Below are 25,248 nucleotides of genomic sequence, written 5' to 3' on the forward strand. Positions count from 1 at the left end.
GTCGTTTGTGCTAGGAGAATATCGGATCAGGGGACGTGGCGCAGCCGAGATCGCGGCCGGCGTCGAGCAGGCGGTCGGCACCGGTGAGCTGCAACCGGGCCAAGCCCTGCCTCCCATGCGGGAGTTGGCGGCCGAGCTGGGGGTGAACGCGAACACGGTCGCCGCCGCCTACCGCATCCTGCGCGAGCGCGGGGTGATCGAGACGGCCGGCCGCCGGGGCAGCCGCATCCGGTCCAAGCCGGCCACCACGGGCCGCGAGCAGCTGCGCGTGGAGGTGCCCCCCGGAGGCCGGGACCTCTCCACGGGCAATCCCGACCCGGCCCTGCTGCCCCGTCTCGGCCCGGCCCTCGCGGCGGCGGCGGAGCAGGGCGACCGCCGGCCCGTCCTCTACGGCGACGACCCCGTGGACGCGGTCCTCGTCCGCCTCGCCCGCGCCGAACTCGACGCCGACGGCGTCCCCGCGGGCCCGCTGACCGTGACCTCCGGCTCCCTCGACGCCGTCGAACGCGTCCTCACCGCACACCTCAGGCCCGGCGACACGGTCGCCGTCGAGGACCCGGGCTGGGGCAGCCTCCTCGACCTCGTCCCCGCCCTCGGCCTGCACACGGTCCCGGTCGGCGTGGACGACGACGGACCGCGCCCGGACGGCCTGCGCCGCGCCCTGGAGTCCGGGGCCCGCGCCCTGATCGTCACCGACCGGGCCCAGAACCCGACCGGCGCCTCGGTCACCGCCACGCGCGCGCGGGCCCTGCGCGCGGTGCTGCGGGACCACCCGGGGACGCTGCTCGTCGAGGACGACCACGGCCACGGCATCGTCGACCTGCCGCTGCACCCCCTCGCGGGCGTCACCCGGCACTGGGCCTTCGTCCGCTCCGCCGCCAAGGCCTACGGCCCCGACCTGCGCCTCGCCGTCCTCGCCGGGGACCCCGTCACGGTCGACCGGGTCCGCGGCCGCCAGCGCCTGGGCCCCGGCTGGGTGAGTCTCGTCCTGCAACGGGCCGTGGCCCACCTCTGGAGCCACGACGCGGTCGACCGGGCGGCGGTGGCGGGGTCGTACCGGGCCCGCAGGGCCGGCCTGGTCGACGCGCTGGCGGAGCGGGGGGTCGTCGCGCACGGCCGCAGCGGCATGAACGTCTGGGTGCCGGTGTCCGACGAGACGGGCGCCATCGCCCGCCTGCTCCAGAGGGGCTGGGCGGTGGCCCCGGGCGCCCGCTTCCGCCTGGCCTCCCCCCAGGCGGTCCGCATCACGGTCTCACCGCTCACCGCGCAGGACATCGCTCCGCTGGCCGACGCGGTGGCGGCGGCGGTACGCCCGAGTCCGGCCCGCACCTATGGCTAGCGGAGGCCGAGAGGGGCGCGTGGCCAGGGGGCGTCGAGAGGGGCGCGGCATCGATGCGAGGCTCCGCCGCGTGGGCGCGTGGGGCCACCGCGGACCCCGCACCCCCACGGCCGACCCCTCACGCGCCCTTGCCCCGCACCTGCGTGAGCGCCGCCCCCGCCAGCACGATCACCGCCCCCACCGGCGTGGTCCACCGCAGGGACTCCCCGAGGATCGCCACCCCCGCGGCCGTCGCGATGACGGGGATGAAGTACGTGACCATCTGGGCGGTGGTGGGTCCGACCTCGGCGACCAGCCCGTACTGGATCAGCACCGCCAGCCCGGTCCCCAACGCGCCCAGCGCGGCCACCGCCAGCAGCGGGACGACGGGGAAGTGGTCCGGCGCGCTGGTGAACAGCGGCGTCACCACGGCGAGCTGCACGGTCGCCAGCAGCAACTGCCCCCCGGTCATCGACAGATGGGAGTTCCCCGTGCCGGCCAGTGTCCGCCGCACGTAGATCCAGCCGACCGGATAGCTCAGCGAGGCCAGCAGCGCCATCGCCGTACCCGTGGCGTCCAGCCCGTGGAAGCCCTGCCAGGCGCCGAGCACGGTGAGGACGCCCAGGAAGCCCAGGCCGAGCCCGGCGATGCGCACCCGGGTCGGCCGGTCCTCGGACAGCGCGACCAGGGACAGGGCCATGCCCCACAGGGGCGACGTGGCGTTGCAGATGCCGGCCAGGGTGGACGGGATCGTCAGCTCGGAGTAGGCGAACAGGGAGAACGGCAGGGCGTTCAGCAGGAACGCGGCGACCGCCATGTGCCCCCACAGCCGGGCCCCGCGCGGCAGCCGCTCCCGCTTCACCGCCATCGCCGCCACCAGGACCGCCGTGCCGAACACCAGCCGTCCGAGGGTGACCTGGAAGGGTGCGTACCCCTCGGTCCCCACCTTGATCAACAGGAAGCTGAAGCCCCAGATCAGGGACAGGACACCGAAACGGACCCGCCAGTCGAGGCGGGCGCGCGTCCGGGCGGGGGCGGGGGACTGCGACCTGGTTCGGGTCGATGCGGTGACCGTGCTCATGGTCTCCACGATGCTGGAGACAATCTCGTAGCACAATCGAAATTTCTCACCTGGTACCTCTTAGAATCGCTTACATGTTGAACCTGGAGCGCCTGCGCACCCTCGACGCCCTGGCCCGGCACGGCTCGGTCAGCGCCGCCGCCGACGCGCTGCACGTCACCACGTCCGCGGTCTCGCAGCAGCTGGGCAAGCTGGAGCGGGAGGTCGGCCAGCAGCTCCTCGCCAAGAACGGCCGGGGCGTACGGCTCACGGACGCCGGCCGGCTGCTGTCGGAGCACGCGGCCCGCATCCTGTCGCAGGTCGAGCTGGCCCAGTCCGACCTGGAGGCACACCGCGGCCAGGTCGTCGGCGAACTGAGGCTGTCGGCGTTCCCGACCGCCGCCCGCGGCCTGTTCCCCGCCGCGCTCGGCGCGCTGCGCACCGAGCACCCGGGGCTGCGCGTGCGCTCCAGCGAGCTGGAGCCGGAAGCGGGCATCGCCGGGGTCGTGCGCGGCGATCTCGATCTCGCGGTGGTCCTGGACTGGTACAACAAGCCGATGCCCGTGCCCGACGGCCTGGTCAAGGCACCCCTGCTGGACGACCCGGCCGAGGTCGCCATGCCCGCCACCCACCGGCTCGCGGACCGGGACGAGGTGGACCTCACCGAGTTCGCCGAGGACGAGTGGATCACCTGGGGCGAGGGCGAGTTCTGCCACGAGTGGCTGATGTTCACCCTGCGGTCCAAGGGCGTCGAGCCGATCGTCGGCCACCGCGCGGGCGAGACCCACACCCAACTCGGGCTCGTCGCGGCCGGACTGGGCGTGTGCATCGCGCCGTTGCTGGGCCGGCACCCGGTGCCCGAGGGTGTGGTCCTGGTGCCGCTCAAGCAGCGCGTGCGCCGCCATGTGTACGTCGTCTGGCGGGCGGACGCCGACCGCCGGCCCTCCATCCGCGCCGCCGTCGAGGCGCTGCGCACGGCGGCCCGGAAGCTGGACTGAGACCCGGGGTCCTGCGCTACGCCCCGCCCAGCTTCCGGAAGTCCCACGACACGATCTTCTCCGGGGTCAGCCGGGCCCACGCGTGCCGGCCGTCGTGCGGCATCTCGTCCAGGCCGAAGTTCTTGCGCGCGAACAGCGTCTCGGCCGTGTCGAGTTCGGCGCACAGCTCGCCCCGGCGCGGCACCTCGCCGACGAACTCCACCCGGCCGGACAGCTCGACCCCGCGCAACTGGTCGTACTCCTCGCCGGAGTCCACCACGACGGCCACCCGGGGGTCGCGGCGCAGCTGTGCCCAGCGCCGGCTGCGCACCACCGAGTACAGCCACAGCGACGTGCCGTCCCAGGCGAACCACAGCGCGCTGACGTGCGGTGCGCCGTCGGCCGAGACGGTCGCGACCCGGCAGGTGCGCTGGGCGGTGAGGAACTCGTCCAGCTCGCCGGGCGTCATCATGATCTTCCGGCCCCGGCGCTGCTGTGTGACGGTCATGCGGCCCCCTCTTCTCCCACGTCGTGTCGGAAAACTATGGTGTGATCCTCTGACATCACGTCAGAAAAGAGAAGCCGTCGTCTGCAAGGAGGCGCTGCCATGCCGTCGTACGAGCGACTCGACGACCTCCTCGATCCCGCGAGCACCGTGCTGCTCACCGTGGAGTGCCAGCAGGGGGTCGTCGGCCCCGACAGCGCACTGCCCGAACTCGCCCGCGCCGCACGCTCCTCCGGCGCCCTGCGCAACGTGGCCCGGCTGGTCGCCGCCGCCCACGAGACCGGGGTGCAGGTGATCCACGCGGTCGCCGAGCGCCGCCCCGACGGCCGGGGCGCGAACCGCAACGCGCGCCTGTTCCGGGCCGCCGAGCGGCTTCCGGTACAGCAGTTGACCGGCAGTACGGCGGTCCGCGTAGCGCCCCCGATCGAGGTCGCCGAGGAGGACTTCGTCGTACGGCGGCTGCACGGGCTGTCCCCGGTCCACGGCACCGGGGTCGACGCCCTGCTGCGCAACCTCGGCTGCCGCACGCTGATCGTCACCGGGGTCTCGGCCAACGTGGCCGTTCCCAACGCGGTGTTCGACGCCGTCAACCTCGGCTACACCGCCGTCGTCCCGGCCGACGCCATCGCGGGGGTGCCCGCCGACTACACCCCCGCGCTGGTCCGCAACACCCTCGCGCTGGTCGCCACGGTCGCGACCACCGACGAGCTGCTCGGCTGCCTCGAACGGGCACGCGGACGGCGCTGAGCCCGCTCAGGCCAGCTTGATCTCGTCGCCGGACACGGTGATCTCCGCTGCGGGCAGCGGCCGCGTCGCGGGCCCCTTCTTCACGCTGCCGTCCGTCACGGAGAACTCGCTGTTGTGGCACGGGCAGACGATCACGCCGTTCGCCACGCTGCCCACCGCGCAGCCCTGGTGGGTGCACTTGGACGAGAACGCCTTGTAGGTGCCCGCCGACGGCTGGGTGACCACGACGCCCTGGTCCTTGAAGATCTTGCCGCCGCCCTCGGGGATGTCGGCGGTCTTGGCCAGCGCGGTGCCGCCGGTGGTCCCGCCGGACTTCGAGCCGGTGTCGACGGTGCCGGACGAGTCGTCACCGGAACCGCAGGCGGTCAGCGCGGCGGCGAGCCCCGCCGCTCCGGCCGCCGCCATGACGGTACGGCGGGCCGGTCCCGCTGCGGGGTGGAGGGATGGGCTGGTCATGTGAGGGTTCCTTCCGCGGAGCTTCTCGTGATGCGTCATGGGGTACGGCCCGGGGACGGCGGCCGTTCAGGCGTGCGCCCAGATCCTTCCCGTCCGGTGATCAGCGGGCCGTAAGCGACGGCTGTGGGCCGACGGTCGGACGCCGGGCCGTACGCCAGTAACCTGGGGCGATGCTCAAGGAAGTCACCGCGACCCGCTACATCACGCCCCTGCGTGAGGGGGGCTCGCTGCCGGGGCTCGTCGAGGCCGACGACTTCGGGACGTACGTCATGAAGTTCACCGGCGCCGGACAGGGCCGCAAGACGCTGGTCGCCGAGGTGGTGTGCGGCGAACTCGCCCGGCGCCTCGGATTCCGCATGCCCCGCCTGGTCACCGTCCACCTCGACCCGGTCCTCGGTCTCGGCGAGCCCGAGCAGCAGGTGCAGGACCTGCTCCGGGGCAGCGGCGGCACCAATCTCGGCATGGACTTCCTGTCCGGCGCCCTCGGCTACGACCCGCTCGCCTTCCCGGTGAGCCCCGAGGAGGCAGGCCGGATCGTCTGGTTCGACGCGCTGATCAACAACGTCGACCGCTCCTGGCGCAACCCCAACCTGCTGGTGCACCAGGGCGAGCTGTGGCTCATCGACCACGGCGCCACCATGATCTGGCACCACAACTGGCCCGCCGCCGAGGCCTCGGCGGCCCGCCCGTACGACGCCTCCGACCACGCCCTCGCCGGCTTCGCCCCGGACGTGTCCGCCGCCGCGGCCGAGCTGGCCCCCCGGGTCACCGCGGACCTGCTCGCCGAGGTCACCGCCGAGATCCCCGACGTCTGGCTCGCCGGCGAGCCCGGCTTCGACACCCCGGACGACCTGCGCCGGGCCTACGCGCGGCCGCTGCTCGCGCGGGCGGCCGTCATCGCCGAGCGGATCACCGGCATCGGCACGGGTAACGGCTCCGGAACCGAGGAGGGCAAGTGAGCGAGCGCCACATCCACATGGCCGGCCATGTGACCGAGCGGCACATCACCCGGGCGGGCCAGGGCGGCGACCGGGACGTGTTCGAGTACGCGCTGCTGCGGGTCGTGCCCCGAGTGGAGCGCGGGGAGTGCGTCAACGCGGGCGTGGTCGTGTACTGCCGCGCCCGCGGCTACGTCGGCGCCCGCACCCATCTGGACGAGGCCCGGCTGCTCGCTCTGGACCCGCACGCCGATGTCGCCGGGGTGCGCGCCGCGCTCCGGGCGATCGAGCGGCACTGCGCGGGCGGCGACCAGGCCGGGCAGGCGGCCGGCGACGACGCGGGGCGCCGCTACCGCTGGGTGATCGCGCCCCGTTCCACCGTGGTCCAGCCCGGCCCCGTGCACACCGGCCTGACGACCGACCCGCCCGCCGAGACGGAGCGGTTGCTGGACCTCCTGGTGAGGTAATGGATCACACCGGGCGGATGTGCCGTTGACACCGGGTGTCAGGGCTTCTAGCGTCACGGGTGCTGAAGGTACTAAGCGGTCGCTCACCGCACCAGGGGTCCTCTCCGAGGGCCCGACAGGTTCTCTCAAGGGCGAGGAGACACAGCAATGTCCACCACTGAACAGCGGGTCGCGGTCGTCACCGGCGCGGCGCGCGGCATCGGCGCCGCCACCGCCGTACGACTGGCGGCCGAGGGTCGCGCGGTCGCCGTGATCGACCTGGACGAGGCCGCCTGCAAGGACACCGTCGAGAAGATCACCGCGGCCGGCGGCAAGGCCATCGCGGTCGGCGCGGACGTCTCCGACGAGGCGCAGGTCGAAGCGGCCGTCGCCCGGATCGTGGAGGAACTGGGCGCCCCGGCCATCCTGGTCAACAACGCGGGCGTGCTGCGCGACAACCTGCTGTTCAAGATGAGCGTCTCCGACTGGGACACGGTCATGAACGTGCACCTGCGCGGCTCGTTCCTGATGACCAAGGCCGTCCAGAAGCACATGGTGGACGCCGGCTGGGGCCGCATCGTCAACCTCTCCTCCTCCTCTGCGCTCGGCAACCGAGGCCAGGTCAACTACTCGGCCGCCAAGGCGGGTCTCCAGGGCTTCACCAAGACCCTCGCCATCGAGCTGGGCAAGTTCGGCATCACCGCCAACGCCGTCGCCCCCGGCTTCATCGCCACCGAGATGACCAAGGCCACCGCCGACCGGGTCGGCATGGGCTTCGAGGACTTCAAGAAGGCCGCCGCCACCCAGATCCCGGTGCAGCGCGTCGGCGAGCCCGAGGACATCGCCAACGCCATCGCGTTCTTCACGGGCGAGGCCGCCGGCTTCGTCTCCGGCCAGGTGCTGTACGTCGCCGGCGGACCGCTCGACTAGGGATCCAGGGGTAACACGGACATGACTGAACTCCCGGAGCCGTCCGGCAAGGTCGCCATCGTCACCGGCGCCAGCCGCGGTATCGGCTACGGCGTCGCCGAGGCGCTGATCGCGCGCGGCGACCGCGTGTGCATCACCGGCCGGGGCGAGGACGCCCTGAAGGAAGCCGTCGAGAAGCTCGGCGCCGAGCGGGTCATCGGCGTCGCCGGCAAGGCCCACGACCTCGACCACCAGAGCGAGGTCGTCGAACGCGCCATGGAGGCCTTCGGCCGGGTCGACTTCCTCGTCAACAACGCGGGCACCAACCCGGTGTTCGGCCCGATGGCGGACCTCGACCTGAACGTCGCCCGCAAGGTCTTCGAGACCAACGTGATCTCCGCCCTCGGCTTCGCCCAGAAGACCTGGCACGCCTGGCAGAAGGACAACGGCGGCGCGATCGTCAACATCGCCTCCATCGCGGGCCTCGCGCCCTCGCCCTTCATCGGCGCCTACGGCGTCAGCAAGGCCGCGATGATCAACCTGACCCAGCAGCTCGCGCACGAGTTCGCGCCCAGGGTGCGGGTCAACGCGATCGCCCCGGCGGTCGTCAAGACCAAGTTCGCCCAGGCCCTCTACGAGAACCGTGAGGAGGAGGCGGCGGCCGCCTACCCGCTCGGCCGGCTCGGTGTGCCCTCCGACATCGGCGGGGCCGCCGCGTTCCTCACCTCCGAGCAGTCCGACTGGATCACCGGTCAGACCCTCGTCGTGGACGGCGGCATCTTCCTCAACGCCGGCGTGGGCTGAGCCGCGCATCTCTTCCGGGCGTCGATTTTCGGACGGATCGGCGCCCGGAACGCCGTACAGAGTCCGCACAGCGGAATGACAACGTCGTCAACGCTCAGTCGATCAAGAAGGTCTGAATTCGGGCAGGTTCAGGCTCCCTGACGCTGCGGTATGGTCTGCCGACCCTTGGTATGGCAGATCGAGGAGCGTGCGCGTGTTCAACCGGAACCGATTCCTGCGGAGAGTCGCGGCGATCGCGTCCATATCCCTGGTGGCCGGATGCAGTCTGCTGTCCGACGGTGACCCCGACAGCCAGGGGCCGATCGTCGTGGGTACCACCAGCGCCCCCAGCACCCTCGACCCGGCCGGTGCCTGGGACGGTTCCTGGGAGCTGTACCGGAACATCTTCCAGACGCTCCTCGCCTACCCGAACGGCGCCACCACCCCCCAGCCCGACGCCGCAGAGAGTTGCTCCTTCACCGACTCCACGAGCCGCACCTACCGCTGCAAGCTGCGCGCGGGCCTGAAGTTCGCCGACGGCGACCCGCTGACCGCCGAGGCCGTCCGGCACTCCATCGACCGCATCCGCACCATCGACGCCCCCGGCGGCCCCGCCGGGCTGCTCGGCAGCCTGGACCGCGTCCGGACCAACGGCGACCGCGAGATCGTCTTCCACCTCAACCAGCCCGACGCCACCTTCCCGTTCGTGCTGGCCACCCCCGCCATGTCGATCGTCGACCCGGACGACTACCCCGCCAACTCCCTGCGCAAGGACACCACGGTCCACGGCTCCGGCCCGTACAAGCTCCAGTCCTACGAGGAGGGCGGCAAGGCCGTCCTGGTGCGCAACGACTCCTACCAGGGCTTCGCCAAGCGGCAGAACGACGCGGTGACCATCCGCTACTTCAAGGACTCCGCCGGCATGGTCAAGGCGCTGCGGGACAAGCAGATCGACGTCACCTACCGCGGTCTCGCCGCCGACGACATCCTCGCGCTCCAGGAGCACGACAGCGAGGACCTGCAACTGGTCGACGGCGCCGGCACCGACATCAGCTACCTGGTGTTCAACCCCAAGGACCCCTGGGCCAAGCAGCCCGCCGTGCGCAAGGCCATCGCCCAGATCGTGGACCGGGGCGCCATCGCGCACAAGGTCTACAAGGACACCGTCGACCCGCTGTACTCGATGGTCCCCAAGGGCCTGACCGGCCACGCCACCCCGTTCTTCGACGACTACGGCGAACCGAGCGTCGCCAAGGCCCGCAAGATCCTCTCCGACGCCGGCATCACCCGGCCCGTCCCGCTCACCCTCTGGTACACCACCGACCGCTACGGCTCCGAGACGGCCCTGATGTTCCGGGAGCTGAAGCGGCAGCTGGACGCCTCCGGCCTGTTCACCATCACCCTCAAGAGCCGCCCCTGGAAGAGCTATGTGGTCGGCTACCAGAACGGCGAGTACCCGGTGTTCGGGCGCGGCTGGTTCCCGGACTTCCCGGACGCCGACAACTTCATCGCCCCGTTCGTCGGCGAGCACAACGCGCTCGGTACGCCCTACCCGGCCGAGGAGATCACCGACCGGCTGCTGCCCCACGCGCGCGCGGAGAGCGACCGCGCCCAGACCGTCAAGGACGTGGAGGCGGCCCAGCGGATCATGGTGAACGACGCCCGGTTGATCCCGCTGTGGCAGGGCCGGCAGTTCCTCGCGGCCAACGTCGACATCTCCGGCGGCGAACAGGCCCTGGACCCCTCGACGATCATGATGATGTGGACACTGCACCGCAAGACCAGCTGGTGAGCCCGGTCGTCGGGCCGGGTGGAACGGCTCTCGCGGCCCCGGTTGTCAGTGGTCGCCTGTAGGTTCGGAAACCTGGAAGTGACCACACCGTGGTTGATCGACACCGTGAGGACGTTGACGTGACCGACATCGCCATGCTGCCCGAGTCCTGGCGCGGGGTTCTGGGCGACGAGCTGCAGCAGCCCTACTTCAAGGAGCTGACCGAGTTCGTCGAGGAGGAGCGGGCGAGGGGTCCCGTCTACCCGCCGCGTGAGGAGGTCTTCGCCGCGCTGGACGCCACGCCGTACGAGCAGGTGAAGGTCCTGATCCTGGGCCAGGACCCGTACCACGGCGAGGGTCAGGGCCACGGCCTGTGCTTCTCGGTCCGCCCCGGCGTGAAGACCCCGCCCTCCCTGCGGAACATCTACAAGGAGATGCAGGAGGAACTGGGCCTGCCCGTCCCGGACAACGGCTATCTGATGCCGTGGGCCCGGCAGGGCGTGCTGCTGCTCAACGCGGTCCTCACGGTCCGGGCCGGCGAGGCCAACTCGCACAAGGGCAAGGGCTGGGAGAAGTTCACGGACGCGGTGATCCGCGCGGTGGCCTCCCGGCCCGACCCGGCCGTCTTCGTCCTGTGGGGCAACTACGCGCAGAAGAAGCTCCCGCTGATCGACGAGACCCGGCACGTGGTGGTCAAGGGCGCGCACCCCTCGCCGCTGTCCGCCAAGAAGTTCTTCGGCTCCCGCCCGTTCACGCAGATCAACGAGGCGGTCGCCGCGCAGGGGCACGAGCCGATCGACTGGCGCATCCCGAATCTCGGGTGACGGCCGCCGGGGACCGGGCCCCCACCGCAACGGCGCCGCCTGACCAGGAATCCCCGCGGGGCCGGTTAGCGTCGGGAACGAACCATTGCCGACGGCCCGGAGGGCACCCGTGGTGGAGCGACAGGAACAGGCGGCGCCGGACGCCGTGCTGACGCGGATCGGGCAGGTCGTGATGCTGCACCACGGAGGCGACCGCGAAGAGGCCCGCAGCCGCTTCCTGGACCTGTGGGCGGAGGTCGGGGAGGACGGCGACCCGCTGCACCGCTGCACCCTGGCCCACTACTTGGCCGACACCCAGGACGACCCGGCGGACGAACTCGCCTGGGACCTGCGGGCGCTGTCGGCGGCGGAGGAGATCGCCGACGGCCGCGTGGGAGCCGACCCGTCGAGCGTGCGGGGTTTCTTCCCCTCCCTGCACCTCAACCTGGCCGCCGACTACGCCAAGCTGGGCCGCGCCGAGGCCGCCCGCAGCCATCTGCGCCGGGCCCGCAGCGCCGCGCGGTGCCTCGCCGACGACGGCTACGGCGCGGGTGTCCGGTCCGAGATCAGCCGCCTGGCACTGCGGCTGGGGGAGGACGGCTCGCTGGGCGGCGGGGGCTGGAGACCGCCGCGCCAGGGCTAGGGCTAGGGCTAGGGCCTGTCGGGCAGGCCCTGGAGCCGGTTCCGCGGCCGGATCTTGAAGCTGCCCGGCACCACCGGGAGTTCACTGCCTTCGGGGTGCCGGTCGGTGGCCGTATGCCTGTTCGCAGATCCTCGCTTCCGGACCGTCCTTCTGCCAGCCGCCGTACGTCTTGCCCAGGGCGCAGACGTCCGGAGGGCGGGTCACCGCCGGGGGCGGGAGGGGCCCGGGGGTGTGCGGCCGGCGGGAGGGGGCCGGGAGCGGGGGCCCGGGTGGGGCCGGCGGGCGGTGAGTGGTGCCGGGTGCGGCAGGGGCCCGGTGCCGGGCGGGCGGTCCGGAGTGCTCCGGGCGCCGGGACGGGCCCGTCATCTCCAGTGCCTCGCGGACCGGTGCCTGCACCACCCGGGGCTCCGCGCTGCCGTCCGGCCGGGGCACCGGCTGCCGCGAGGGCGCGCTGTCCGGCGGTGACCCCGGGGGCGCCGCGCTCCGCACCGTCACACAGCCGGAGAGGGCCGAGACGGCCACGGTGACCAGAAGCGCTGCGGTGGTCGTCGTTCGATGCACCCGCGCAACTCTGCTGGGCCGGCAGCCGGCTCGGCACCCGGGAAGCCCGATCCCGTGCCCCGTCCGGGTGACCGCGTACCCCCGCCGAGGGATGCGCCGTACCCGTGCTGACGTTCAGCCGCCGTCGGCGCCCCCGGTCCGCACGCCCAGCAGGCCCCCGAGCAGCTCCCGCAGCCCCGTGCGGATCTCCTCCAGATCCGGTGTCCGGCTGCTGAAGGAGCCGGCCGCGCAGGAGAACATCAGTCCGTCCGCCCAGGCGACCAGGGACAGCACGTGGCGGGCCGGGTCGGGTGAGCCCACGGCGGTGAGCAGCGCGGTCAGCTGTTCCTTGAAGACGGCGCCCGTCCGGTCGTAGAAGGCACGCAGTTCGGGCCGGCGGGTGGCCTCCAGGGCCAGTTCGTACCGGGCGATCAGCAGTTCGCGGTTGCGGGTCAGGGAGCGGTGGACCGCGAGCGCCAGCCCGTCCGCCAGCGCCCGGGGGCCGCCGCTCGGGTCCGGCATCTCCGCCAGCGCCAGGACCCGTGCCTCGCGCTCCGCGTGCCGCCGCACCGCGAGTTCGAGCAGGGCCTGCCGGGTGCGCGCCACGTTCGACGTCGAGCCCAGCGGCAGTCCGGCCGCCTCGTCCACCGCCCGGTGCGTCAGCCCGCGCATGCCGCGCTCGGCGAGCAGGGTGAGGGCGGCGTCGGCGACGAGATCCGCGCGGGAGGTGCCGGGGACGTCGGTGGTGCCGGGGCGCTGTGCGGACATGAGGTGACCCTATCCCTCCCACTACGGCTGTAGTAGATTCAGTTGTACTACAGGTGTAGTGCGAAGGAGGGGTCATGGCGGAGACGGCCCGCGTGATCGTCATCGGCGGCGGGATCGGAGGGCTGGCCGCGGCAGCCGCCCTGCACCGGAAGGGCTGGGCGGTGACCGTGCTGGAGCGAGCCCCCGCCCTGGACCCCGTCGGCGCGGCCATCTCCCTCGCCCCGAACGGCCTGCGCGCTCTCGACGCCCTCGGCATCGGCGACGAGATCCGCGACCTGGCGGCCTGGCAGGGCGACGGGGGACTGCGCACCCCGGGCGGGCGCTGGCTGTCCCGCTCGGACGCCGAGGCCGCGACCGCCCGCTTCGGCGACCCCCTGGTCCTGCTGCCCCGGTCCACCCTCGTCGACCGGCTCGCCGCCCTGCTCCCGCCCGGCGCCGTCCGCACCGGGACGTCCGCGAGCCTCGCCGACCCCGGCGACCGGGACCGCCCCGCACGCGTGACCGCAGGCGAGGAGGAGCTGGAAGCCGACCTGGTCGTCGGCGCGGACGGCGTCAACTCCCGCGTCCGCCCTGCCCTGTTCCCCGCCCATCCCGGACCGGTGTACGCCGGGTTCACCACCTGGCGCCTGCTGATCCCCGTGCCCGGAGCCGAGTTCGCCCCCCACGAGACCTGGGGGCGGGGCCGCATCTGGGGCACCCAGCCCCTCAAGGACGGCCGGGTCTACGCCTACGCGGCCGCCACGCTCCCGGCGGGGGAGCGGGCCCCGGACGACGAGAAGGCCGAACTGCTGCGCCGCTACGGCGACTGGCACGACCCGATCCCCGCCGTGCTCGCCGCCGCCCGGCCCGAGGGCGTGCTCCGGCACGACGTCCACCACCTCGCCCGGCCCCTTCCCGCCCACCACTCGGGCCGGACCGTCCTGCTCGGCGACGCCGCCCACGCCATGCCGCCGACCCTCGGCCAGGGCGGCAACCAGGCCCTCGAGGACGCCGTCGTCCTCGCCCACCACAGCGGCGACCTGCCCGCCTACACCGCGGACCGGCTCCCGCGCACGACCGCCATCGCCCGCCAGGCCGTCCGGGTCGCCCGCCTGAACATGGCCGGGAACCGGGCCGTCGTGGCCGTACGGAACACGGTCATCGCGGCCCTGTCGCAGGCCGGGCCCGCGCTCTTCCTGCGCGGCTTCGACGGCATCGCCGACTGGCGGCCCCCGTATGCTTCCGGCAGGAAACACGCAGGCAAGCCGTAGGGGAGAGCACGTGAAGGTCGGCTGCATCGGACTCGGGGACATCGCGCAGAAGGCGTATCTGCCGGTGCTCGGCACGCAGCCGGGGGTCGAACTGCACCTGCAGACCCGTACGCCCGCCACCCTGGACCGGGTTGGCGACAGCCTGCACCTGCCCCAGGAGCAGCGGCACGCCACCCTGGACTCGCTGCTCGCCGCCGGCCTCGACGCGGCCTTCGTGCACGCGCCCACCGCGGTCCACCCCGAGATCGTCACCCGGCTGCTGGAGGCCGGCGTGCCGACGTACGTGGACAAGCCCCTCGCCTACGAACTCGCCGACTCCGAGCGGCTGGTCGGCCTCGCCGAGCGGCGGGGCGTCTCCCTGTTCGTCGGCTTCAACCGCCGGTACGCCCCCGGGTACGCCCAGTGCCTGGACCACCCGCGCGAGCTGATCCTCCTGCAGAAGAACCGGATCGGGCTGCCCGAGGAACCGCGCTCGATGATCCTGGACGACTTCATCCACGTCGTCGACACCCTGCGGTTCCTGGTGCCGGGCCCGGTCGACGACGTCACCGTGCGCGCCCGCGCCGAGGGCGGGCTGCTCCACCACGTCGTGCTCCAGCTCGGCGGCGACGGCTTCACCGCGCTCGGCGTGATGAACCGGCTCAGCGGCTCCGCCGAGGAGATCCTGGAGGTGTCCGGGCAGGACACCAAGCGGCAGGTGATCAACCTCGCCGAGGTGATCGACCACAAGGGGCAGCCGACCGTGCGCCGGCGCGGCGACTGGGTGCCGGTGGCCCGACAGCGCGGCATCGAGCAGGCGGCCCTCACGTTCCTCGGCGCCGTGCGGGCCGGGAAGACGCTCAGCGCCAGGGACGCGCTGGCGACTCATGAACTGTGCGAGCGGGTGGTCCGAGCGGTTCAGGAGCGCCGCGGCGCAGCCTGAGCGCCCGCGCCCCCTCGGTCACGCCCAGCGCGGCCAGCACCAGCAGCGCCGCGTCCACCGGCCAGTCGCCGTAGCGGACGTACGGCGTGACGCCGTGGGCGAGCGGTACGTCGTACACGCGCGTGGCGCTCGCGTCGGTGGCGAGCCACGGGCCGAGGCGCTGCCCGTCCGGGCCGTACACGGCCGAGACGCCCGTGAGGGTGGCGTGCACCATGGGGCGGCCGGTCTCCGCGGCGCGCAGCGCGGCCAGCGAGGCGTGCTGCTCCGGCGCCCAGCTGTGCTGGAAGGACGAGGTGGACGACTGGCCGAGGAGGACGTCCGCACCGTCCTCGGCGAGGTGCCGGCTCATGTCCGGGAACGCCGTCTCGAAGCAGATCAGCGGGCCGATCCGCAGTCCGTGACCGACGTTCATCACGGTCTGTTCGGTGCCGCGGTGCCGGTCCTCGCCGGCCGCGCGGCCCACCGAGGTGGCCCAGCCGAGCAGCGAACGGGCCGGTATGTACTCGCCGAACGGGACCAGCCGCATCTTGTCGTACCGGTCGCCGGTCGGGCCGTCCGGGCCGACCAGCACCGAACTCTTGTAGATGCCGGGCCGGTCGGAGCGGCGTGCGTCCACGTTCACCAGCACATCGGCGCCGGTCTCGCGGGACAGCGCGGCGAGCCGCCGGGTCAGGTCGGGACGGTCGTCCAGGTCGAAGCCGACGCTGGACTCCCCCCAGACGACCAGGTCGGCGCCCTGCCCGGCGAGCCGCCGGGTCAGCCGCTCCTCCAGGGCGAACCGCTTGTCCCCACTGTCCTGCCCGGCCACGATCCCCGGCTGTACGACGGCGATCCGCACCCGCCCGTCGACGTCCGGACGCGGCGCCCAGGCCCACGCGGCGGAGGCCGCGGCGGCCGTGGCGACCAGCGAGGCCACGGCCGGCACCCGCGAGGCGCGGACGGCGAGCAGCACGGCCACCGCCACATTGACGGCCACCACCAGGAAGCTGAGCAGCCAGACCCCGCCGACCGAGGCCAGCCGCAGCGCCGGGCCCACCTGCCACTGGCTCGCGCCGAGCATGCCCCACGGCCCGCCGAGCCCCTGCCAGGACCGGACCAGCTCGACCGCCAGCCAGGCCGACGGCAGCACTACCAGGGCAGCCGCACACCGGCCCGCCGACGGCACCCCGCCCAGGAACCGGCGCACCAGCAGTCCCCAGGGCGCCCAGAGCAGGCCGAGCAGCGCGGCGATCAGGAAGATGAACACGTGCAGGCTCGGCAGCAGCCAGTGGTGGACGGCTGTCAGGAAGCCGATGCCGCCCCACCAGCCGTCGTACGCGGCCCGCCGTCCGGTCGGCGCGGAGCGGGCGAGCAGGATCCAGGGCACCAGCGCGATGTACGCGAACCACCACAGCGCGGGGGCCGGGAACGAGAGCACCGGCAGGGCACCGGCGAGGGCGGCGGCGGCCGAGCGGCGCCAGGGGGAGGTCAGCCAGCGGTTGATCGTCCTCATAGGGAGCCTCCCTACCCAGCGATAGGTCCAGTGTGCGCGGTGAGCGGGGCGGCTTGCGCGTTTCGGCCCGGGCGGGCGGTGGTCCGGCGGCCGGGCGCGCCTAGGGAGCGCCGGGACCGCGGCGCCACTTCTCGTGTACGACGACCTCCCGCAAGCGCCAGCCGTCCGGTGTGCGCAGGAGTCCGAAGTCGTAGCGGCCGCCGCACACCAGGTCCGGTGCGGCGCAGCCGTCGGGGCCGGTGAAGCGCATGGGGTTGAGGTAGTCGGCGCGGACCCGGGCGGTGTCGCCGGTGTCCTGGTCCAGGATGCCGAAGCGGACCTGCCGGTTGACGATCAGGTGCTGGCGCATGGCGAACAGGGTCAGGTTCTCGGCGAGCCAGGCGGTGACCTGTCCGGCGTCGCCCTCGATCCCGCCCGCCGAGCGGTAGTCGGCGCGTCCGTCCGCCGTGAACAGCCCCCGGTACGCCGTCCAGTCGCCGTCGTCCACCGTCACCGCGTACGCGGTGACCAGGTCGTCCACGGCCAGGCGGTCCCTCACGGTCGCGAACTCCGCACGCTGGGTCATCGGCACAGTGTTGGGCACGGCGGGCGCGGAGCCAAGAGGTCTGCGGGGTGAATATTCGGTGGTGCCGGGCGGGCCGGGCGGCCGAACCTGTCCCGGTGAACGAACAGAACGAACAACTCGTCGACACCGAACCCACGTTCCGGGTCCGCGCCCGGCACACCGACAGCACGGTCACCGTCTACCAGGCCTACCGCCCTCGGATCGGCCGTGCGGCCGCCCGGGCCGGGCGCTTTCCGTCCGCCTGGAAGCGGGGCCGGATGACCTGGATCAAGCCGTCGTTCCTGTGGATGATGTACCGCTGCGGCTGGGGCACCAAGGAGAGCCAGGAGACGGTCCTGGCCGTCGAGATCGGCCGGGACGGCTTCGAGTGGGCCCTGCGCCACGCCTGCCTGTCCCACTACGTGCCCGCGCTGCACGCCGACAAGGCCGCCTGGAAGGCGGAGTTGGCCCGCTGCCCGGCCCGTGTGCAGTGGGACCCGGAGCGGAACCTGCGCCTCGACCCGCTGCCGTACCGGTCGTTGCAGCTCGGCCTCGCCGGGGAGGCGGCCGAACGGTACGCCGACGAGTGGATCGTCGGCATCGAGGACGTCACGCCGCTGGCCACGGAGATCCACGGGCTGGTGCGGGCGGGAGAACTGGAGCGGGCGAAAGGACTGCTGCCGCAGGAGCGGCCGTATCCGGTGGCCGATGAGGTGCTGGCGCATCTGCGGGCGTAGGGCGACGACGGGGTGCTCGCGGAGACCTGGGCGCCGGGCAGGGGGCGCCGGGTCGGGTCAGGCCGCCTCCATGACCTGGCCGCGGATCGCCTCGGCCCACTCGATCACCAACAGCTCGTACTCCGCGCGCTCCTGGGCCGACAGGGTGCCGCCCGCACGCAGCCACAGCGCCCGTATCTGCTCGTTCACCTCGGCAGCAGAGCGCACGGAACCAGGGGGCGGGGATTCGGGGGACATGCCGACCAGCCTAGGGGCAAGGGCTGACCGTGCGCTACCACGCGGCTACGCAGAAGGTATGGGGTTGGTCACCGGCGGCGGCCGGTCGTCCGTTCGTGGCCGCGAACAGACCGGCGCCCGCGGCGCGATGCCCAGGTCGTGGGCGGGCCGCCGCGGGCGCGAAGATGTCCGAAACAGAGGTGGTGGCGCGGGCTCCGTCAGCCCGCCGATTCCGCCGCGTGCGGGCTCAGCACGCCGGCGCCGACCAGAGCGATGATCGCCACGCCGAGGGCGATGCGGTACCAGACGAACGGCATGAAGCTCTTGTTGGAGATCCACTTCATGAACCACGCGATGACCGCGTATCCCGAGGCGAACGCGATCACCGTCGCGAACAGGGTCGGCGGCCAGTCCACGTGGCCCTCGCCCAGCGAGTCCTTCACCTCGAAGGCGCCGGAGGCGAGGACGGCCGGGATGGCGAGCAGGAACGAGTAGCGGGCCGCGGCCTCGCGCCGGTAGCCCATGAACAGGCCGCCGCTGATGGTCGCCCCGGAGCGGGAGACGCCGGGGACGAGGGCGCAGGCCTGGCAGAGGCCGAAGATCAGGCCGTCCTTGACGCCGAGGTTCTCCAGGGTCTTGCGCTGCTTGGGCGCCCGGTGCCGGCCGCCGGTCTCGTCGCGGGCCGCCATCCGGTCGGCGATGCCGATGACCACGCCGATGACGATGAGCATCGTGGCGGTGATCCGCAGATCCCTGAACGGCCCCTCGATCTGGTCCTTCAGCGTCACGCCCAGCACCCCGATCGGGATCGAGCCGACGATCACCAGCCAGCCCATCTGCGCGTCGTGGTTGTGCCGCATCGCCTTGTCGAACAGTGAGCGGAACCAGGAGGTGATGATCCGGCCGATGTCCTTGCGGAAGTAGATGAGGACCGCGGTCTCCGTGCCGATCTGCGTGATGGCCGTGAAGGCCGCCCCAGGGTCCTTCCAGCCCGAGAACGCCGCGGTCAGCCGCAGGTGCGCGCTGGAGGAGACGGGCAGGAACTCGGTCAGCCCCTGGACGAGTCCGAGGACGAGGGATTCAAACCAAGACATGAAGGTATGGCGTCCAAGCGCTGAGGGATGAAGAGGTGATCATGTGACGGAGGAAGCGTAGCGGTCCCCGCCGACAGCGCGGCGGCGAGGTCCCTCCTAGGCGGCCGACGGCCCGGTGACGGTCCAGCCCGGGGCCTGCGGACGGGCCGCCAGGTCCTCGTGGCGCACGGGGTCGCCGCAGGCCTGGCACGTGACCACCGGCACCAGTTCCGCGCCGCAGCGGTGTTCGACGACCATGGGCAGGTCGACGCCCTTGCGCAGATGCCGGTCGCCCCACTCCTTGAGGGTCATCAGGACCGGCTCCAGCTCCAGTCCGGCCTGTGTGGGCCGGTACTCGAAGCGCTGGGGGCGTTCGCTGTACAGGCGCTTGGTGAGGATGCCGGCCTCCACGAGGCGGCGCAGCCGGGTGGACAGGATGTCGCGCGGGGCGCCGATGTTGCGTACGAGCTGGTCGAAGCGGCCGTTGCCCAGACACACCTCCCGCAGCACGAGCAGGGAGTACTTCTCGCCGACGACCGTCAGGGCGTCGGCGATGGAGCAGGGGCGCGGATCCTTCGTGGCGGCCATGGGGCCAGTCTAGAGGAGGGTTTGATTTTCCAACCCTAGGAGTTATGGTGAGTTCGCATTTCCTACTCACCGGTAGCTCGTCCGATCAAGCTGGAGGCCGGCGCCATGCGAGACGCGGTCATCGTCGAAGCCGTACGCACCCCCGTCGGCAAGGGCAAGCCGAACGGCTCCCTCGCCCACGTCCACCCCGTGCAACTCCTCGCCCACACCCTGCGCACCCTGGTCGAGCGCTCCGGCGTCGACCCGGTGCTGATCGACGACGTGATCGGCGGCACCGTCGACCAGGTCGGCGAGCAGGCCATGAACACCACCCGGTACGCCGTGCTCGCCGCCGGCCTCCCCGAGTCCGTCCCGGCGACCACCGTGGACCGTCAGTGCGGCTCCTCCCAGCAGGCCGTCCACTTCGCCGCGCAGGGCGTGATGTCGGGCGCCTACGACCTCGTCGTCGCCTGCGGTGTGGAGTCGATGAGCCGGGTGCCGATGTGGTCCAACGTGCCGGAGGGCAAGGACCCGTTCGGGCCCGGCGTCGCCGAGCGCTACCCGGACGGCCTGGTTCCGCAGGGGATCAGCGCCGAACTCATCGCCGCCAAGTGGTCCCTCACCCGGGCGCGGATGGACGAGTTCGCCGTCTCCTCGCACCACAAGGCCGCCGCCGCGTGGCGGACCGGGCTCTTCGACGCCGAGGTCGCACCGCTGCACGGCGTCGCCCGCGACGAGTGCGTCCGCCCGGACAGCACCCCGGAGATCCTCGCCGGACTCAAGCCCGCCTACTACGACCCCGGCTTCGCCGAGCGCTTCCCGCAGATCGAGTGGAACGTCACCGCCGGCAACGCGAGCCCCATCAACGACGGCGCCTCCGCCGTCCTGATCACCTCCAGCGACACCGCGGCCCGGCTCGGCCTGCGCCCGCTGGCCCGACTGCACAGCTTCGCCGTGACCGGCTCCGACCCGCTGCTGATGCTGACCGGAGTCATCCCGGCCACCGAGAAGGTGCTGCGCCGGGCCGGACTGACGCTGGACGACATCGACCTGTTCGAGGTCAACGAGGCCTTCTCCAGCGTGGTGCTCGCCTGGCAGCAGGAGACCGGCGCCGACCTCGCCAAGGTCAACGTGCACGGCGGCGCCATCGCCCTCGGTCACCCCCTCGGCGCGAGCGGCACCCGCCTGACCACGACTCTGGTCCACGCGATGCGTGAACGTGGTGCCCGCTACGCCCTGCAGACCATGTGCGAGGCGGGCGGACTCGCCAACGCGATGGTCCTGGAAGGCGTCTGAGAGCGGGCTCCGGCACGGGGACCGGCGGGGCGGGGGTGGCGTCGAGCGGTGCGCCGGGCACCGTCGGTCACCAGGCCATGACGCGCCCGGCGGCGCCGTCGCCCTCGGTCACCCCCTCGGCGCGAGCGGCACCCGCCTGACCACGACTCTGGTCCATGCGATGCGTGAACGTGGTGCCCGCTACGCCCTGCAGACCATGTGCGAGGCGGGTGGACTCGCCAACGCGATGTTTTGGAAGGCGTCTGAGAGCGGGTTCCGGCACGGGGACCGGAGGGGGTGGGGTGCCGTCGCCGCCGGTCACCAGGCCATGACGCGCCCGGCGGCGGCCACCAGCTCGTCGGCCGCCGCGATGGCCGCCTCCCGGCGCGCGGCCAGTACGGTGCGGTCGGCGGCGTCACGCAGACCGAACGCCGCGAGAGCCGCCTGACGGGCCGGTTCGGCCAGGGACGGTTCGAGGACGCAGACCGCGACCAACGGTGCGGTCACGGCCGACCGGGTCGCGTGGGACGCCGCCCGCGCCGCCTCGGCGGTGTCCCGGCCCACGCCGTTCAGACGAAGATCCTCGCGGTGCCACAGGGCCCGCCGGTGGTCACCCAGGGCCGCCACCAGCTCGCCCAGCGCCACGCGCAGCGCCTGCGCCCTCCGCCCCGCGCGGGCGGCCCGCTCACGCCGGGACTGGAGCAGCGCGGTGAAAGCGCCGCCGAGCGGCGTGCCGACGACCGCGATGACGCTGGACCACATCGAAGGCTCCCTTGCGCGGAGGGGCGCCGGTGCTCACCGGCCGCGCAACTGGTGGCGCTTGCGCCAGGCGACCACCGTGCCCGCCAGTGCCGGTACGGCGATGCAGGCCATCGCGATCAGGAAGGCGGGGGAGGTCGGCGCCGAGGCGCGGGCGCCGGCGACGGCGTAGGCGGCCGTGTTCGGGATCGAGCCGAGACCGGTGGCCAGCAGGAAGGGCAGCCAGCCCATGCGGGAGACGGCCGCGCAGTAGTTCGCCGCCCAGAAGGGCACCCCCGGGAACAGCCGCAGGGCCAGCATGGAGCGGAAACCGTGCCGGCTGAGCTGCCCGTCGGCCGCCCGCAGCCAGCGGCCCCGCAGCAGCGGGCGCAGCGCGTCCTGCCCGAGCAGCCGGCCCAGCCCGAAGGCGACCCCGGCCCCGAGCACCGTGCCCGCCAGCGCCGTCGTCAGCCCGAGCTGCGAGCCGAACAGCGCGCCCGCGGCCAGGTTCAGCAAGGGACGTGGCACGAACGCCACGGTGCACAGTCCGTACGCCGCGCCGAACACGACGGCCGCCGCGGCCCCGCCGAGCTGCGGCGGCCAGCCGTGCGTCAGCAGCCGCTGCGGCTCGAAGAGCAGCACGCACGCGGCGGCACCCACGAGCAGGGCGACCAACAGCGACAGCCGGGCGTACGGCGACAGCAGTACGCGCGTGCAGCGGGCGGCGAACCCCGCGGGGCGCAGGGGGAGGACGGGGACGACGAGCTCCTGGGCGGTGGCCCGGGGAGAGGCCGTGGCGGTGCCAGAGCGGTTGGCATCGAGCATCCGATGACATTAACCGACGAACGTGTGTGATCGTCGTCAGTAGCGTTCCCTGACCGTCACAGCATGGCACCGGCGCCCCGGGACGCCGGTGCGCGAGAAGACGAACGAGAAGGGGTCCAGGCGTTCGTGACGCCTGGACCCGTACCTCACGCGGCGGCTCGGACCGCGACCTCGGGCGGTGAGCCGGACGCGTGCCTCATGCGGCCAGAGCGTGACCGGGGTGCAGGACGACCTTGGTGTAGCCCTCCACCCGCTTGTCGAACTTCTCGTACGCCTGCGGTGCCTGGTCCAGCGGCAGCTCGTGGGAGACCACGAAGCTGGGCTTGGCCCGCCTGGCGATGATCATGTCGCGCAGCTGGCGGTTGTACCGCTTGACGTTGCACTGACCGGTGCCCATCTGCTGGCCCTTTTCGAACATCCTGCCGATGGAGACCAGCAGCTGGCCGTGTTTGGCGTGCTCGTCCGGGCCACCGGGGTCCGAGGGCACGTAGAGACCGGGTACGCCGAGCATGCCGGTCGGCCGTACCGTCTCGACCAACTCGTTCAGGACGATGGCGGGTTCCTCGTGGCTGGCGTCGTGGGCCTGGGCCTGGTAGCCGACGGCGTCGACGCCCTTGTCGGTCCCCTCACCTCCGGTCTGTTCCTTGATCTGCTCCGCCGGGTCGCCCTTGGTGAAGTCGATGGGGATGGCTCCGATCTCCTCCGCCTTGGCCAGCCGCTCGGGCACCCGGTCGACGGAGAAGACCTTCGCCGCACCGCGCAGCAGTGCCGAGTAGGCGGCCATCAGGCCCACCGGTCCGGCGCCGTAGACGGCCACGGACTCACCGGGGGACACCTGGGCGAGTTCGCAACCGTGGTAGCCGGTCGGGAAGATGTCGGCGAGCAGCACGAAGTCGGTCTCGAACTCCTCGCCCGGAGGCAGCTTCAGGCAGTTGAAGTCGGCGTACGGCACCCGCAGCCGCTCGGCCTGGCCGCCGATGAACGGCCCCATCGCCACGTAGCCGTAGGCCCCGCCGGCGAATCCGGGGTTGACCGTCAGGCAGAAGCCGGTCTTCCCGACGAGACAGTTCTTGCAGAATCCGCAGGCGACGTTGAAGGGCATCACGACGCGGTCACCCTCGGACAGGGAGGTCACCCCGCTGCCGACCTCCTCGATGATGCCCAGGTTCTCGTGTCCGAAGACGATGCCCGCCTCGGCCGCCGTGCGGCCCTCGTACATGTGCAGGTCCGAGCCGCATATCGCGGTCGACGTGACCCGTACGAGGACGTCGTTGGGGTGCTGGATCGAAGGGTCTTGGACCTCCTTCACCACCACGCTGAAAGGCTCTTCGTAGACGACGGCTTTCACGTCTGTCACCTCCGCGTCGAGCGTCACCCCCCTGCTCTTCCAGGGAACGCCCGTACGGAAGGGGTCGCAAGCCACGTCGGAAACGATCGATGTATCCGGCATCGAAGCCGCCGGCCTGAACGACCAGGAAAACCATTCGACGCCGGACGCGCCGGTCGGCGATGATCGACGGCATGTTCCGGTACGCCTTCCTCGTCGCAGCGTCCGCCGTCGCGGATGCTCCGAAGGCTGCCGTGCCGCACCTCGTGGCCGCCGTCGACGGCGCCCGAAGCTGACCCTCTCCGGATCGTCCGGCGGACCCCGCAGGGGGAGGGTCGGCCGGTCCCCGGGGTCCCGCGTCTTCTGTCACGGCTGAGAGGCTTCGAGGTACAGCCATGTCCAAAACGGCCTACGTGCGCACCAAGCCGCACCTGAACATCGGCACCATGGGTCACGTCGACCACGGCAAGACCACCCTGACCGCCGCCATCACCAAGGTCCTCGCCGAGCGCGGCACCGGCACCTTCGTACCGTTCGACCGCATCGACCGCGCCCCGGAGGAGGCCGCCCGCGGCATCACCATCAACATCGCCCACGTCGAGTACGAGACCGACACCCGGCACTACGCCCACGTCGACATGCCGGGCCACGCCGACTACGTGAAGAACATGGTCACCGGGGCCGCCCAGCTCGACGGGGCCATCCTCGTCGTCTCCGCGCTCGACGGGATCATGCCGCAGACCGCCGAACACGTCCTGCTCGCCCGGCAGGTCGGTGTCGACCACATCGTGGTCGCGCTGAACAAGGCCGACGCCGGGGACGAGGAGCTGACCGACCTGGTCGAACTGGAGGTCCGCGACCTGCTCACCACCCAGGGGTACCCGGGCGACGCCGTACCCGTCGTCCGCGTCTCCGGGCTGAGGGCCCTGGAGGGCGACCCGCGCTGGACGGCGTCCGTCGAGGCGCTGCTCGACGCGGTGGACACGTACGTGCCGATGCCGGAGCGGTATCTGGACGCGCCGTTCCTGCTGCCGGTCGAGAACGTGCTCACCATCACCGGGCGGGGCACGGTCGTGACCGGCGCGGTGGAGCGGGGGACCCTCCGGCTGGGCGACCGGGTGACGGTGCTGGGCGCGGACACCGAGACCGTGGTCACCGGGATCGAGACCTTCGGCAAGCCGATGGAGGAGGCGCAGGCCGGGGACAACGTGGCGCTGCTGCTGCGGGGGGTGCCCCGGGACGCCGTCCGGCGCGGACACGTGGTCGCGGCGCCGGGAAGTGTGGTGCCGAGCCGGCGGTTCACGGCGCGGGTGTACGTGCTGTCCGGGCGTGAGGGGGGTCGTACGACGCCGGTCGTCAGCGGCTACCGGCCGCAGTTCTACATCAGGACGGCGGACGTCGTGGGCTCCGTGGACCTCGGCGAGGTGGCCGTGGCCCGGCCCGGGGACACGGTCGAGATGAGCGTCGAACTGGGACGGGAGGTGCCGTTGGAGCCGGGGCTCGGCTTCGCCGTCCGTGAGGGCGGGCGGACCGTGGGAGCGGGGACCGTCGTCGCCGTGGGGTGAGCGGGCGCGGGAGGCGCGGGGGTGAGCGGGGGCGGGGACGCGGGCGCCGACAA

Annotated in this window: 27 protein-coding genes and 1 pseudogene; 16 read left to right on the forward strand and 12 right to left on the reverse strand. The window is 72.6% G+C overall.

Annotated elements, in window-relative coordinates; translation table 11 throughout:
- Positions 1 to 7 precede the first annotated feature (7 nt).
- Positions 8 to 1,339, forward strand: a complete 1,332-nt coding sequence (locus tag OO52_RS30775) for an aminotransferase class I/II-fold pyridoxal phosphate-dependent enzyme (protein ID WP_106972092.1) — start codon at positions 8 to 10, stop codon at positions 1,337 to 1,339.
- Positions 1,340 to 1,457: 118 nt separating this feature from the next.
- Here the strand turns inward: OO52_RS30775 and OO52_RS30780 are convergent, their stop codons facing one another.
- The gene (locus tag OO52_RS30780; RefSeq protein ID WP_199820044.1) at positions 1,458 to 2,399 is read right to left on the reverse strand and encodes a DMT family transporter; all 942 of its coding nucleotides are present in this window, start codon (positions 2,397 to 2,399) and stop codon (positions 1,458 to 1,460) included.
- Positions 2,400 to 2,473: 74 nt separating this feature from the next.
- On the opposite strand from OO52_RS30780, the gene OO52_RS30785 reads away from it, so the two are divergent.
- Positions 2,474 to 3,376, forward strand: a complete 903-nt coding sequence (locus tag OO52_RS30785) for a LysR family transcriptional regulator (protein ID WP_030656425.1) — start codon at positions 2,474 to 2,476, stop codon at positions 3,374 to 3,376.
- Between the two features lie 16 nt (positions 3,377 to 3,392).
- On the opposite strand, the gene OO52_RS30790 is transcribed toward OO52_RS30785, so the two are convergent.
- Complete coding sequence (locus OO52_RS30790; RefSeq protein ID WP_030656427.1) at positions 3,393 to 3,863, reverse strand: pyridoxamine 5'-phosphate oxidase family protein; 471 nt, start codon at positions 3,861 to 3,863, stop codon at positions 3,393 to 3,395.
- Between the two features lie 99 nt (positions 3,864 to 3,962).
- On the opposite strand from OO52_RS30790, the gene OO52_RS30795 reads away from it, so the two are divergent.
- Positions 3,963 to 4,607 (forward strand): cysteine hydrolase, encoded by a 645-nt coding sequence (locus OO52_RS30795; protein ID WP_030656429.1) that lies wholly within the window; start codon positions 3,963 to 3,965, stop codon positions 4,605 to 4,607.
- A gap of 6 nt (positions 4,608 to 4,613) precedes the next feature.
- Here the strand turns inward: OO52_RS30795 and OO52_RS30800 are convergent, their stop codons facing one another.
- Positions 4,614 to 5,063, reverse strand: a complete 450-nt coding sequence (locus OO52_RS30800) for a Rieske (2Fe-2S) protein (RefSeq protein ID WP_030656431.1) — start codon at positions 5,061 to 5,063, stop codon at positions 4,614 to 4,616.
- A 170-nt stretch (positions 5,064 to 5,233) separates the two neighbouring features.
- Between OO52_RS30800 and OO52_RS30805 the strand changes: the two genes are divergently transcribed.
- The 7 genes from OO52_RS30805 (at position 5,234) to OO52_RS30835 (ending at position 11,356) form a co-directional block, all read left to right on the forward strand.
- Positions 5,234 to 6,022 carry a HipA family kinase gene (locus tag OO52_RS30805; RefSeq protein ID WP_030656433.1) on the forward strand — a complete coding sequence of 263 codons (789 nt, stop codon included), beginning with the start codon at positions 5,234 to 5,236 and terminating at the stop codon, positions 6,020 to 6,022.
- A complete protein-coding gene (locus OO52_RS30810) occupies positions 6,019 to 6,468 on the forward strand; it encodes a DUF3037 domain-containing protein (RefSeq protein WP_030656435.1) in 450 nt (149 codons plus the stop codon). The genes OO52_RS30805 and OO52_RS30810 overlap by 4 nt, the downstream gene beginning before the upstream one ends.
- A 147-nt stretch (positions 6,469 to 6,615) precedes the next feature.
- Complete coding sequence (gene fabG / locus OO52_RS30815) at positions 6,616 to 7,377, forward strand: 3-oxoacyl-ACP reductase FabG (protein WP_030656438.1); 762 nt, start codon at positions 6,616 to 6,618, stop codon at positions 7,375 to 7,377.
- Positions 7,378 to 7,398: 21 nt separating this feature from the next.
- Positions 7,399 to 8,160 (forward strand): SDR family oxidoreductase, encoded by a 762-nt coding sequence (locus OO52_RS30820; RefSeq protein ID WP_030656440.1) that lies wholly within the window; start codon positions 7,399 to 7,401, stop codon positions 8,158 to 8,160.
- A gap of 193 nt (positions 8,161 to 8,353) precedes the next feature.
- On the forward strand, positions 8,354 to 9,931 hold the full coding sequence (locus OO52_RS30825) for an ABC transporter substrate-binding protein (RefSeq protein WP_030656443.1): 1,578 nt from the start codon (positions 8,354 to 8,356) through the stop codon (positions 9,929 to 9,931).
- A gap of 119 nt (positions 9,932 to 10,050) precedes the next feature.
- The gene (ung, locus tag OO52_RS30830) at positions 10,051 to 10,734 is read left to right on the forward strand and encodes a uracil-DNA glycosylase (RefSeq protein ID WP_030656445.1); all 684 of its coding nucleotides are present in this window, start codon (positions 10,051 to 10,053) and stop codon (positions 10,732 to 10,734) included.
- Positions 10,735 to 10,843: 109 nt separating this feature from the next.
- Positions 10,844 to 11,356, forward strand: a complete 513-nt coding sequence (locus OO52_RS30835; protein ID WP_030656447.1) for a hypothetical protein — start codon at positions 10,844 to 10,846, stop codon at positions 11,354 to 11,356.
- A 675-nt stretch (positions 11,357 to 12,031) separates the two neighbouring features.
- Here the strand turns inward: OO52_RS30835 and OO52_RS30840 are convergent.
- A complete protein-coding gene (locus tag OO52_RS30840) occupies positions 12,032 to 12,664 on the reverse strand; it encodes a TetR/AcrR family transcriptional regulator (protein WP_030654916.1) in 633 nt (210 codons plus the stop codon).
- Between the two features lie 74 nt (positions 12,665 to 12,738).
- On the opposite strand from OO52_RS30840, the gene OO52_RS30845 reads away from it, so the two are divergent.
- Together OO52_RS30845 and OO52_RS30850 are read left to right on the forward strand one after the other, a co-directional pair.
- Positions 12,739 to 13,914 (forward strand): FAD-dependent oxidoreductase, encoded by a 1,176-nt coding sequence (locus tag OO52_RS30845; protein WP_030654919.1) that lies wholly within the window; start codon positions 12,739 to 12,741, stop codon positions 13,912 to 13,914.
- A gap of 10 nt (positions 13,915 to 13,924) precedes the next feature.
- Positions 13,925 to 14,836 (forward strand): Gfo/Idh/MocA family protein, encoded by a 912-nt coding sequence (locus tag OO52_RS30850; protein ID WP_030654922.1) that lies wholly within the window; start codon positions 13,925 to 13,927, stop codon positions 14,834 to 14,836.
- On the opposite strand, the gene lnt is transcribed toward OO52_RS30850, so the two are convergent.
- Positions 14,754 to 16,328, reverse strand: a complete 1,575-nt coding sequence (gene lnt / locus OO52_RS30855; RefSeq protein ID WP_030654923.1) for an apolipoprotein N-acyltransferase — start codon at positions 16,326 to 16,328, stop codon at positions 14,754 to 14,756. The two genes, OO52_RS30850 and lnt, sit on opposite strands and share 83 nt — an antisense overlap.
- Positions 16,329 to 16,428: 100 nt before the next feature.
- The gene (locus OO52_RS30860) at positions 16,429 to 16,893 is read right to left on the reverse strand and encodes a nuclear transport factor 2 family protein (protein ID WP_030654926.1); all 465 of its coding nucleotides are present in this window, start codon (positions 16,891 to 16,893) and stop codon (positions 16,429 to 16,431) included.
- Between the two features lie 95 nt (positions 16,894 to 16,988).
- Here OO52_RS30860 and OO52_RS30865 point away from each other — a divergent pair, with 95 nt between their 5' ends.
- Complete coding sequence (locus OO52_RS30865) at positions 16,989 to 17,609, forward strand: DUF4291 domain-containing protein (RefSeq protein ID WP_030654930.1); 621 nt, start codon at positions 16,989 to 16,991, stop codon at positions 17,607 to 17,609.
- Between the two features lie 57 nt (positions 17,610 to 17,666).
- On the opposite strand, the gene OO52_RS48090 is transcribed toward OO52_RS30865, so the two are convergent.
- From OO52_RS48090 to OO52_RS30875, 3 genes are all read right to left on the reverse strand, one after another.
- Positions 17,667 to 17,846: a hypothetical protein gene (locus tag OO52_RS48090; protein ID WP_078629772.1), complete on the reverse strand. Its 180-nt coding sequence runs from the start codon at positions 17,844 to 17,846 to the stop codon at positions 17,667 to 17,669.
- A gap of 197 nt (positions 17,847 to 18,043) precedes the next feature.
- Positions 18,044 to 18,919 carry an undecaprenyl-diphosphate phosphatase gene (locus tag OO52_RS30870; RefSeq protein WP_030654933.1) on the reverse strand — a complete coding sequence of 292 codons (876 nt, stop codon included), beginning with the start codon at positions 18,917 to 18,919 and terminating at the stop codon, positions 18,044 to 18,046.
- 96 nt (positions 18,920 to 19,015) lie between these two features.
- Positions 19,016 to 19,486 carry a winged helix-turn-helix transcriptional regulator gene (locus tag OO52_RS30875; protein WP_030654937.1) on the reverse strand — a complete coding sequence of 157 codons (471 nt, stop codon included), beginning with the start codon at positions 19,484 to 19,486 and terminating at the stop codon, positions 19,016 to 19,018.
- 105 nt (positions 19,487 to 19,591) lie between these two features.
- Here OO52_RS30875 and OO52_RS30880 point away from each other — a divergent pair, with 105 nt between their 5' ends.
- Both OO52_RS30880 and OO52_RS50030 read left to right on the forward strand, forming a co-directional pair.
- Entirely contained in the window at positions 19,592 to 20,761 is a 1,170-nt protein-coding gene (locus tag OO52_RS30880; protein ID WP_030654940.1) for a thiolase family protein, read from the forward strand.
- An 88-nt stretch (positions 20,762 to 20,849) separates the two neighbouring features.
- A pseudogene (locus tag OO52_RS50030) lies at positions 20,850 to 20,990 on the forward strand (steroid 3-ketoacyl-CoA thiolase); the annotation flags it as partial.
- Positions 20,991 to 21,058: 68 nt separating this feature from the next.
- On the opposite strand, the gene OO52_RS30885 reads toward OO52_RS50030, so the two are convergent.
- The 3 genes from OO52_RS30885 to OO52_RS30895 all read right to left on the reverse strand — a co-directional run bounded on the left by OO52_RS30885 (position 21,059) and on the right by OO52_RS30895 (position 23,651).
- A complete protein-coding gene (locus tag OO52_RS30885) occupies positions 21,059 to 21,502 on the reverse strand; it encodes a hypothetical protein (RefSeq protein ID WP_030654943.1) in 444 nt (147 codons plus the stop codon).
- A gap of 33 nt (positions 21,503 to 21,535) precedes the next feature.
- The gene (locus OO52_RS30890) at positions 21,536 to 22,303 is read right to left on the reverse strand and encodes a TVP38/TMEM64 family protein (protein WP_030654946.1); all 768 of its coding nucleotides are present in this window, start codon (positions 22,301 to 22,303) and stop codon (positions 21,536 to 21,538) included.
- A 196-nt stretch (positions 22,304 to 22,499) separates the two neighbouring features.
- Positions 22,500 to 23,651 (reverse strand): glutathione-independent formaldehyde dehydrogenase, encoded by a 1,152-nt coding sequence (locus tag OO52_RS30895; RefSeq protein ID WP_030654949.1) that lies wholly within the window; start codon positions 23,649 to 23,651, stop codon positions 22,500 to 22,502.
- A gap of 374 nt (positions 23,652 to 24,025) precedes the next feature.
- Here OO52_RS30895 and tuf point away from each other — a divergent pair, with 374 nt between their 5' ends.
- The gene (gene tuf / locus OO52_RS30900; protein WP_030654952.1) at positions 24,026 to 25,195 is read left to right on the forward strand and encodes an elongation factor Tu; all 1,170 of its coding nucleotides are present in this window, start codon (positions 24,026 to 24,028) and stop codon (positions 25,193 to 25,195) included.
- Positions 25,196 to 25,248 lie beyond the last annotated feature (53 nt).

It is taken from the genome of Streptomyces flaveolus (genome assembly GCF_000716535.1).
Classification (GTDB): domain Bacteria; phylum Actinomycetota; class Actinomycetes; order Streptomycetales; family Streptomycetaceae; genus Streptomyces; species Streptomyces flaveolus_A.

What these genes read in the sequence shown, in the direction of transcription:
- OO52_RS30780 (WP_199820044.1), bottom strand. Translation starts at nt 2,399, where the DNA reads ATGAGCACGGTCACCGCATCGACCCGAACCAGGTCGCAGTCCCCCGCC.
- OO52_RS30785 (WP_030656425.1), top strand. Translation starts at nt 2,474, where the DNA reads ATGTTGAACCTGGAGCGCCTGCGCACCCTCGACGCCCTGGCCCGGCAC.
- OO52_RS30790 (WP_030656427.1), bottom strand. Translation starts at nt 3,863, where the DNA reads ATGACCGTCACACAGCAGCGCCGGGGCCGGAAGATCATGATGACGCCC.
- OO52_RS30795 (WP_030656429.1), top strand. Translation starts at nt 3,963, where the DNA reads ATGCCGTCGTACGAGCGACTCGACGACCTCCTCGATCCCGCGAGCACC.
- OO52_RS30800 (WP_030656431.1), bottom strand. Translation starts at nt 5,063, where the DNA reads ATGACCAGCCCATCCCTCCACCCCGCAGCGGGACCGGCCCGCCGTACC.
- OO52_RS30805 (WP_030656433.1), top strand. Translation starts at nt 5,234, where the DNA reads ATGCTCAAGGAAGTCACCGCGACCCGCTACATCACGCCCCTGCGTGAG.
- fabG (WP_030656438.1), top strand. Translation starts at nt 6,616, where the DNA reads ATGTCCACCACTGAACAGCGGGTCGCGGTCGTCACCGGCGCGGCGCGC.
- OO52_RS30820 (WP_030656440.1), top strand. Translation starts at nt 7,399, where the DNA reads ATGACTGAACTCCCGGAGCCGTCCGGCAAGGTCGCCATCGTCACCGGC.
- OO52_RS30840 (WP_030654916.1), bottom strand. Translation starts at nt 12,664, where the DNA reads ATGTCCGCACAGCGCCCCGGCACCACCGACGTCCCCGGCACCTCCCGC.
- OO52_RS30845 (WP_030654919.1), top strand. Translation starts at nt 12,739, where the DNA reads ATGGCGGAGACGGCCCGCGTGATCGTCATCGGCGGCGGGATCGGAGGG.
- lnt (WP_030654923.1), bottom strand. Translation starts at nt 16,328, where the DNA reads ATGAGGACGATCAACCGCTGGCTGACCTCCCCCTGGCGCCGCTCGGCC.
- OO52_RS30860 (WP_030654926.1), bottom strand. Translation starts at nt 16,893, where the DNA reads ATGACCCAGCGTGCGGAGTTCGCGACCGTGAGGGACCGCCTGGCCGTG.
- OO52_RS48090 (WP_078629772.1), bottom strand. Translation starts at nt 17,846, where the DNA reads ATGTCCCCCGAATCCCCGCCCCCTGGTTCCGTGCGCTCTGCTGCCGAG.
- OO52_RS30870 (WP_030654933.1), bottom strand. Translation starts at nt 18,919, where the DNA reads ATGTCTTGGTTTGAATCCCTCGTCCTCGGACTCGTCCAGGGGCTGACC.
- OO52_RS30875 (WP_030654937.1), bottom strand. Translation starts at nt 19,486, where the DNA reads ATGGCCGCCACGAAGGATCCGCGCCCCTGCTCCATCGCCGACGCCCTG.
- OO52_RS30880 (WP_030654940.1), top strand. Translation starts at nt 19,592, where the DNA reads ATGCGAGACGCGGTCATCGTCGAAGCCGTACGCACCCCCGTCGGCAAG.
- OO52_RS30885 (WP_030654943.1), bottom strand. Translation starts at nt 21,502, where the DNA reads ATGTGGTCCAGCGTCATCGCGGTCGTCGGCACGCCGCTCGGCGGCGCT.
- OO52_RS30890 (WP_030654946.1), bottom strand. Translation starts at nt 22,303, where the DNA reads ATGCTCGATGCCAACCGCTCTGGCACCGCCACGGCCTCTCCCCGGGCC.
- tuf (WP_030654952.1), top strand. Translation starts at nt 24,026, where the DNA reads ATGTCCAAAACGGCCTACGTGCGCACCAAGCCGCACCTGAACATCGGC.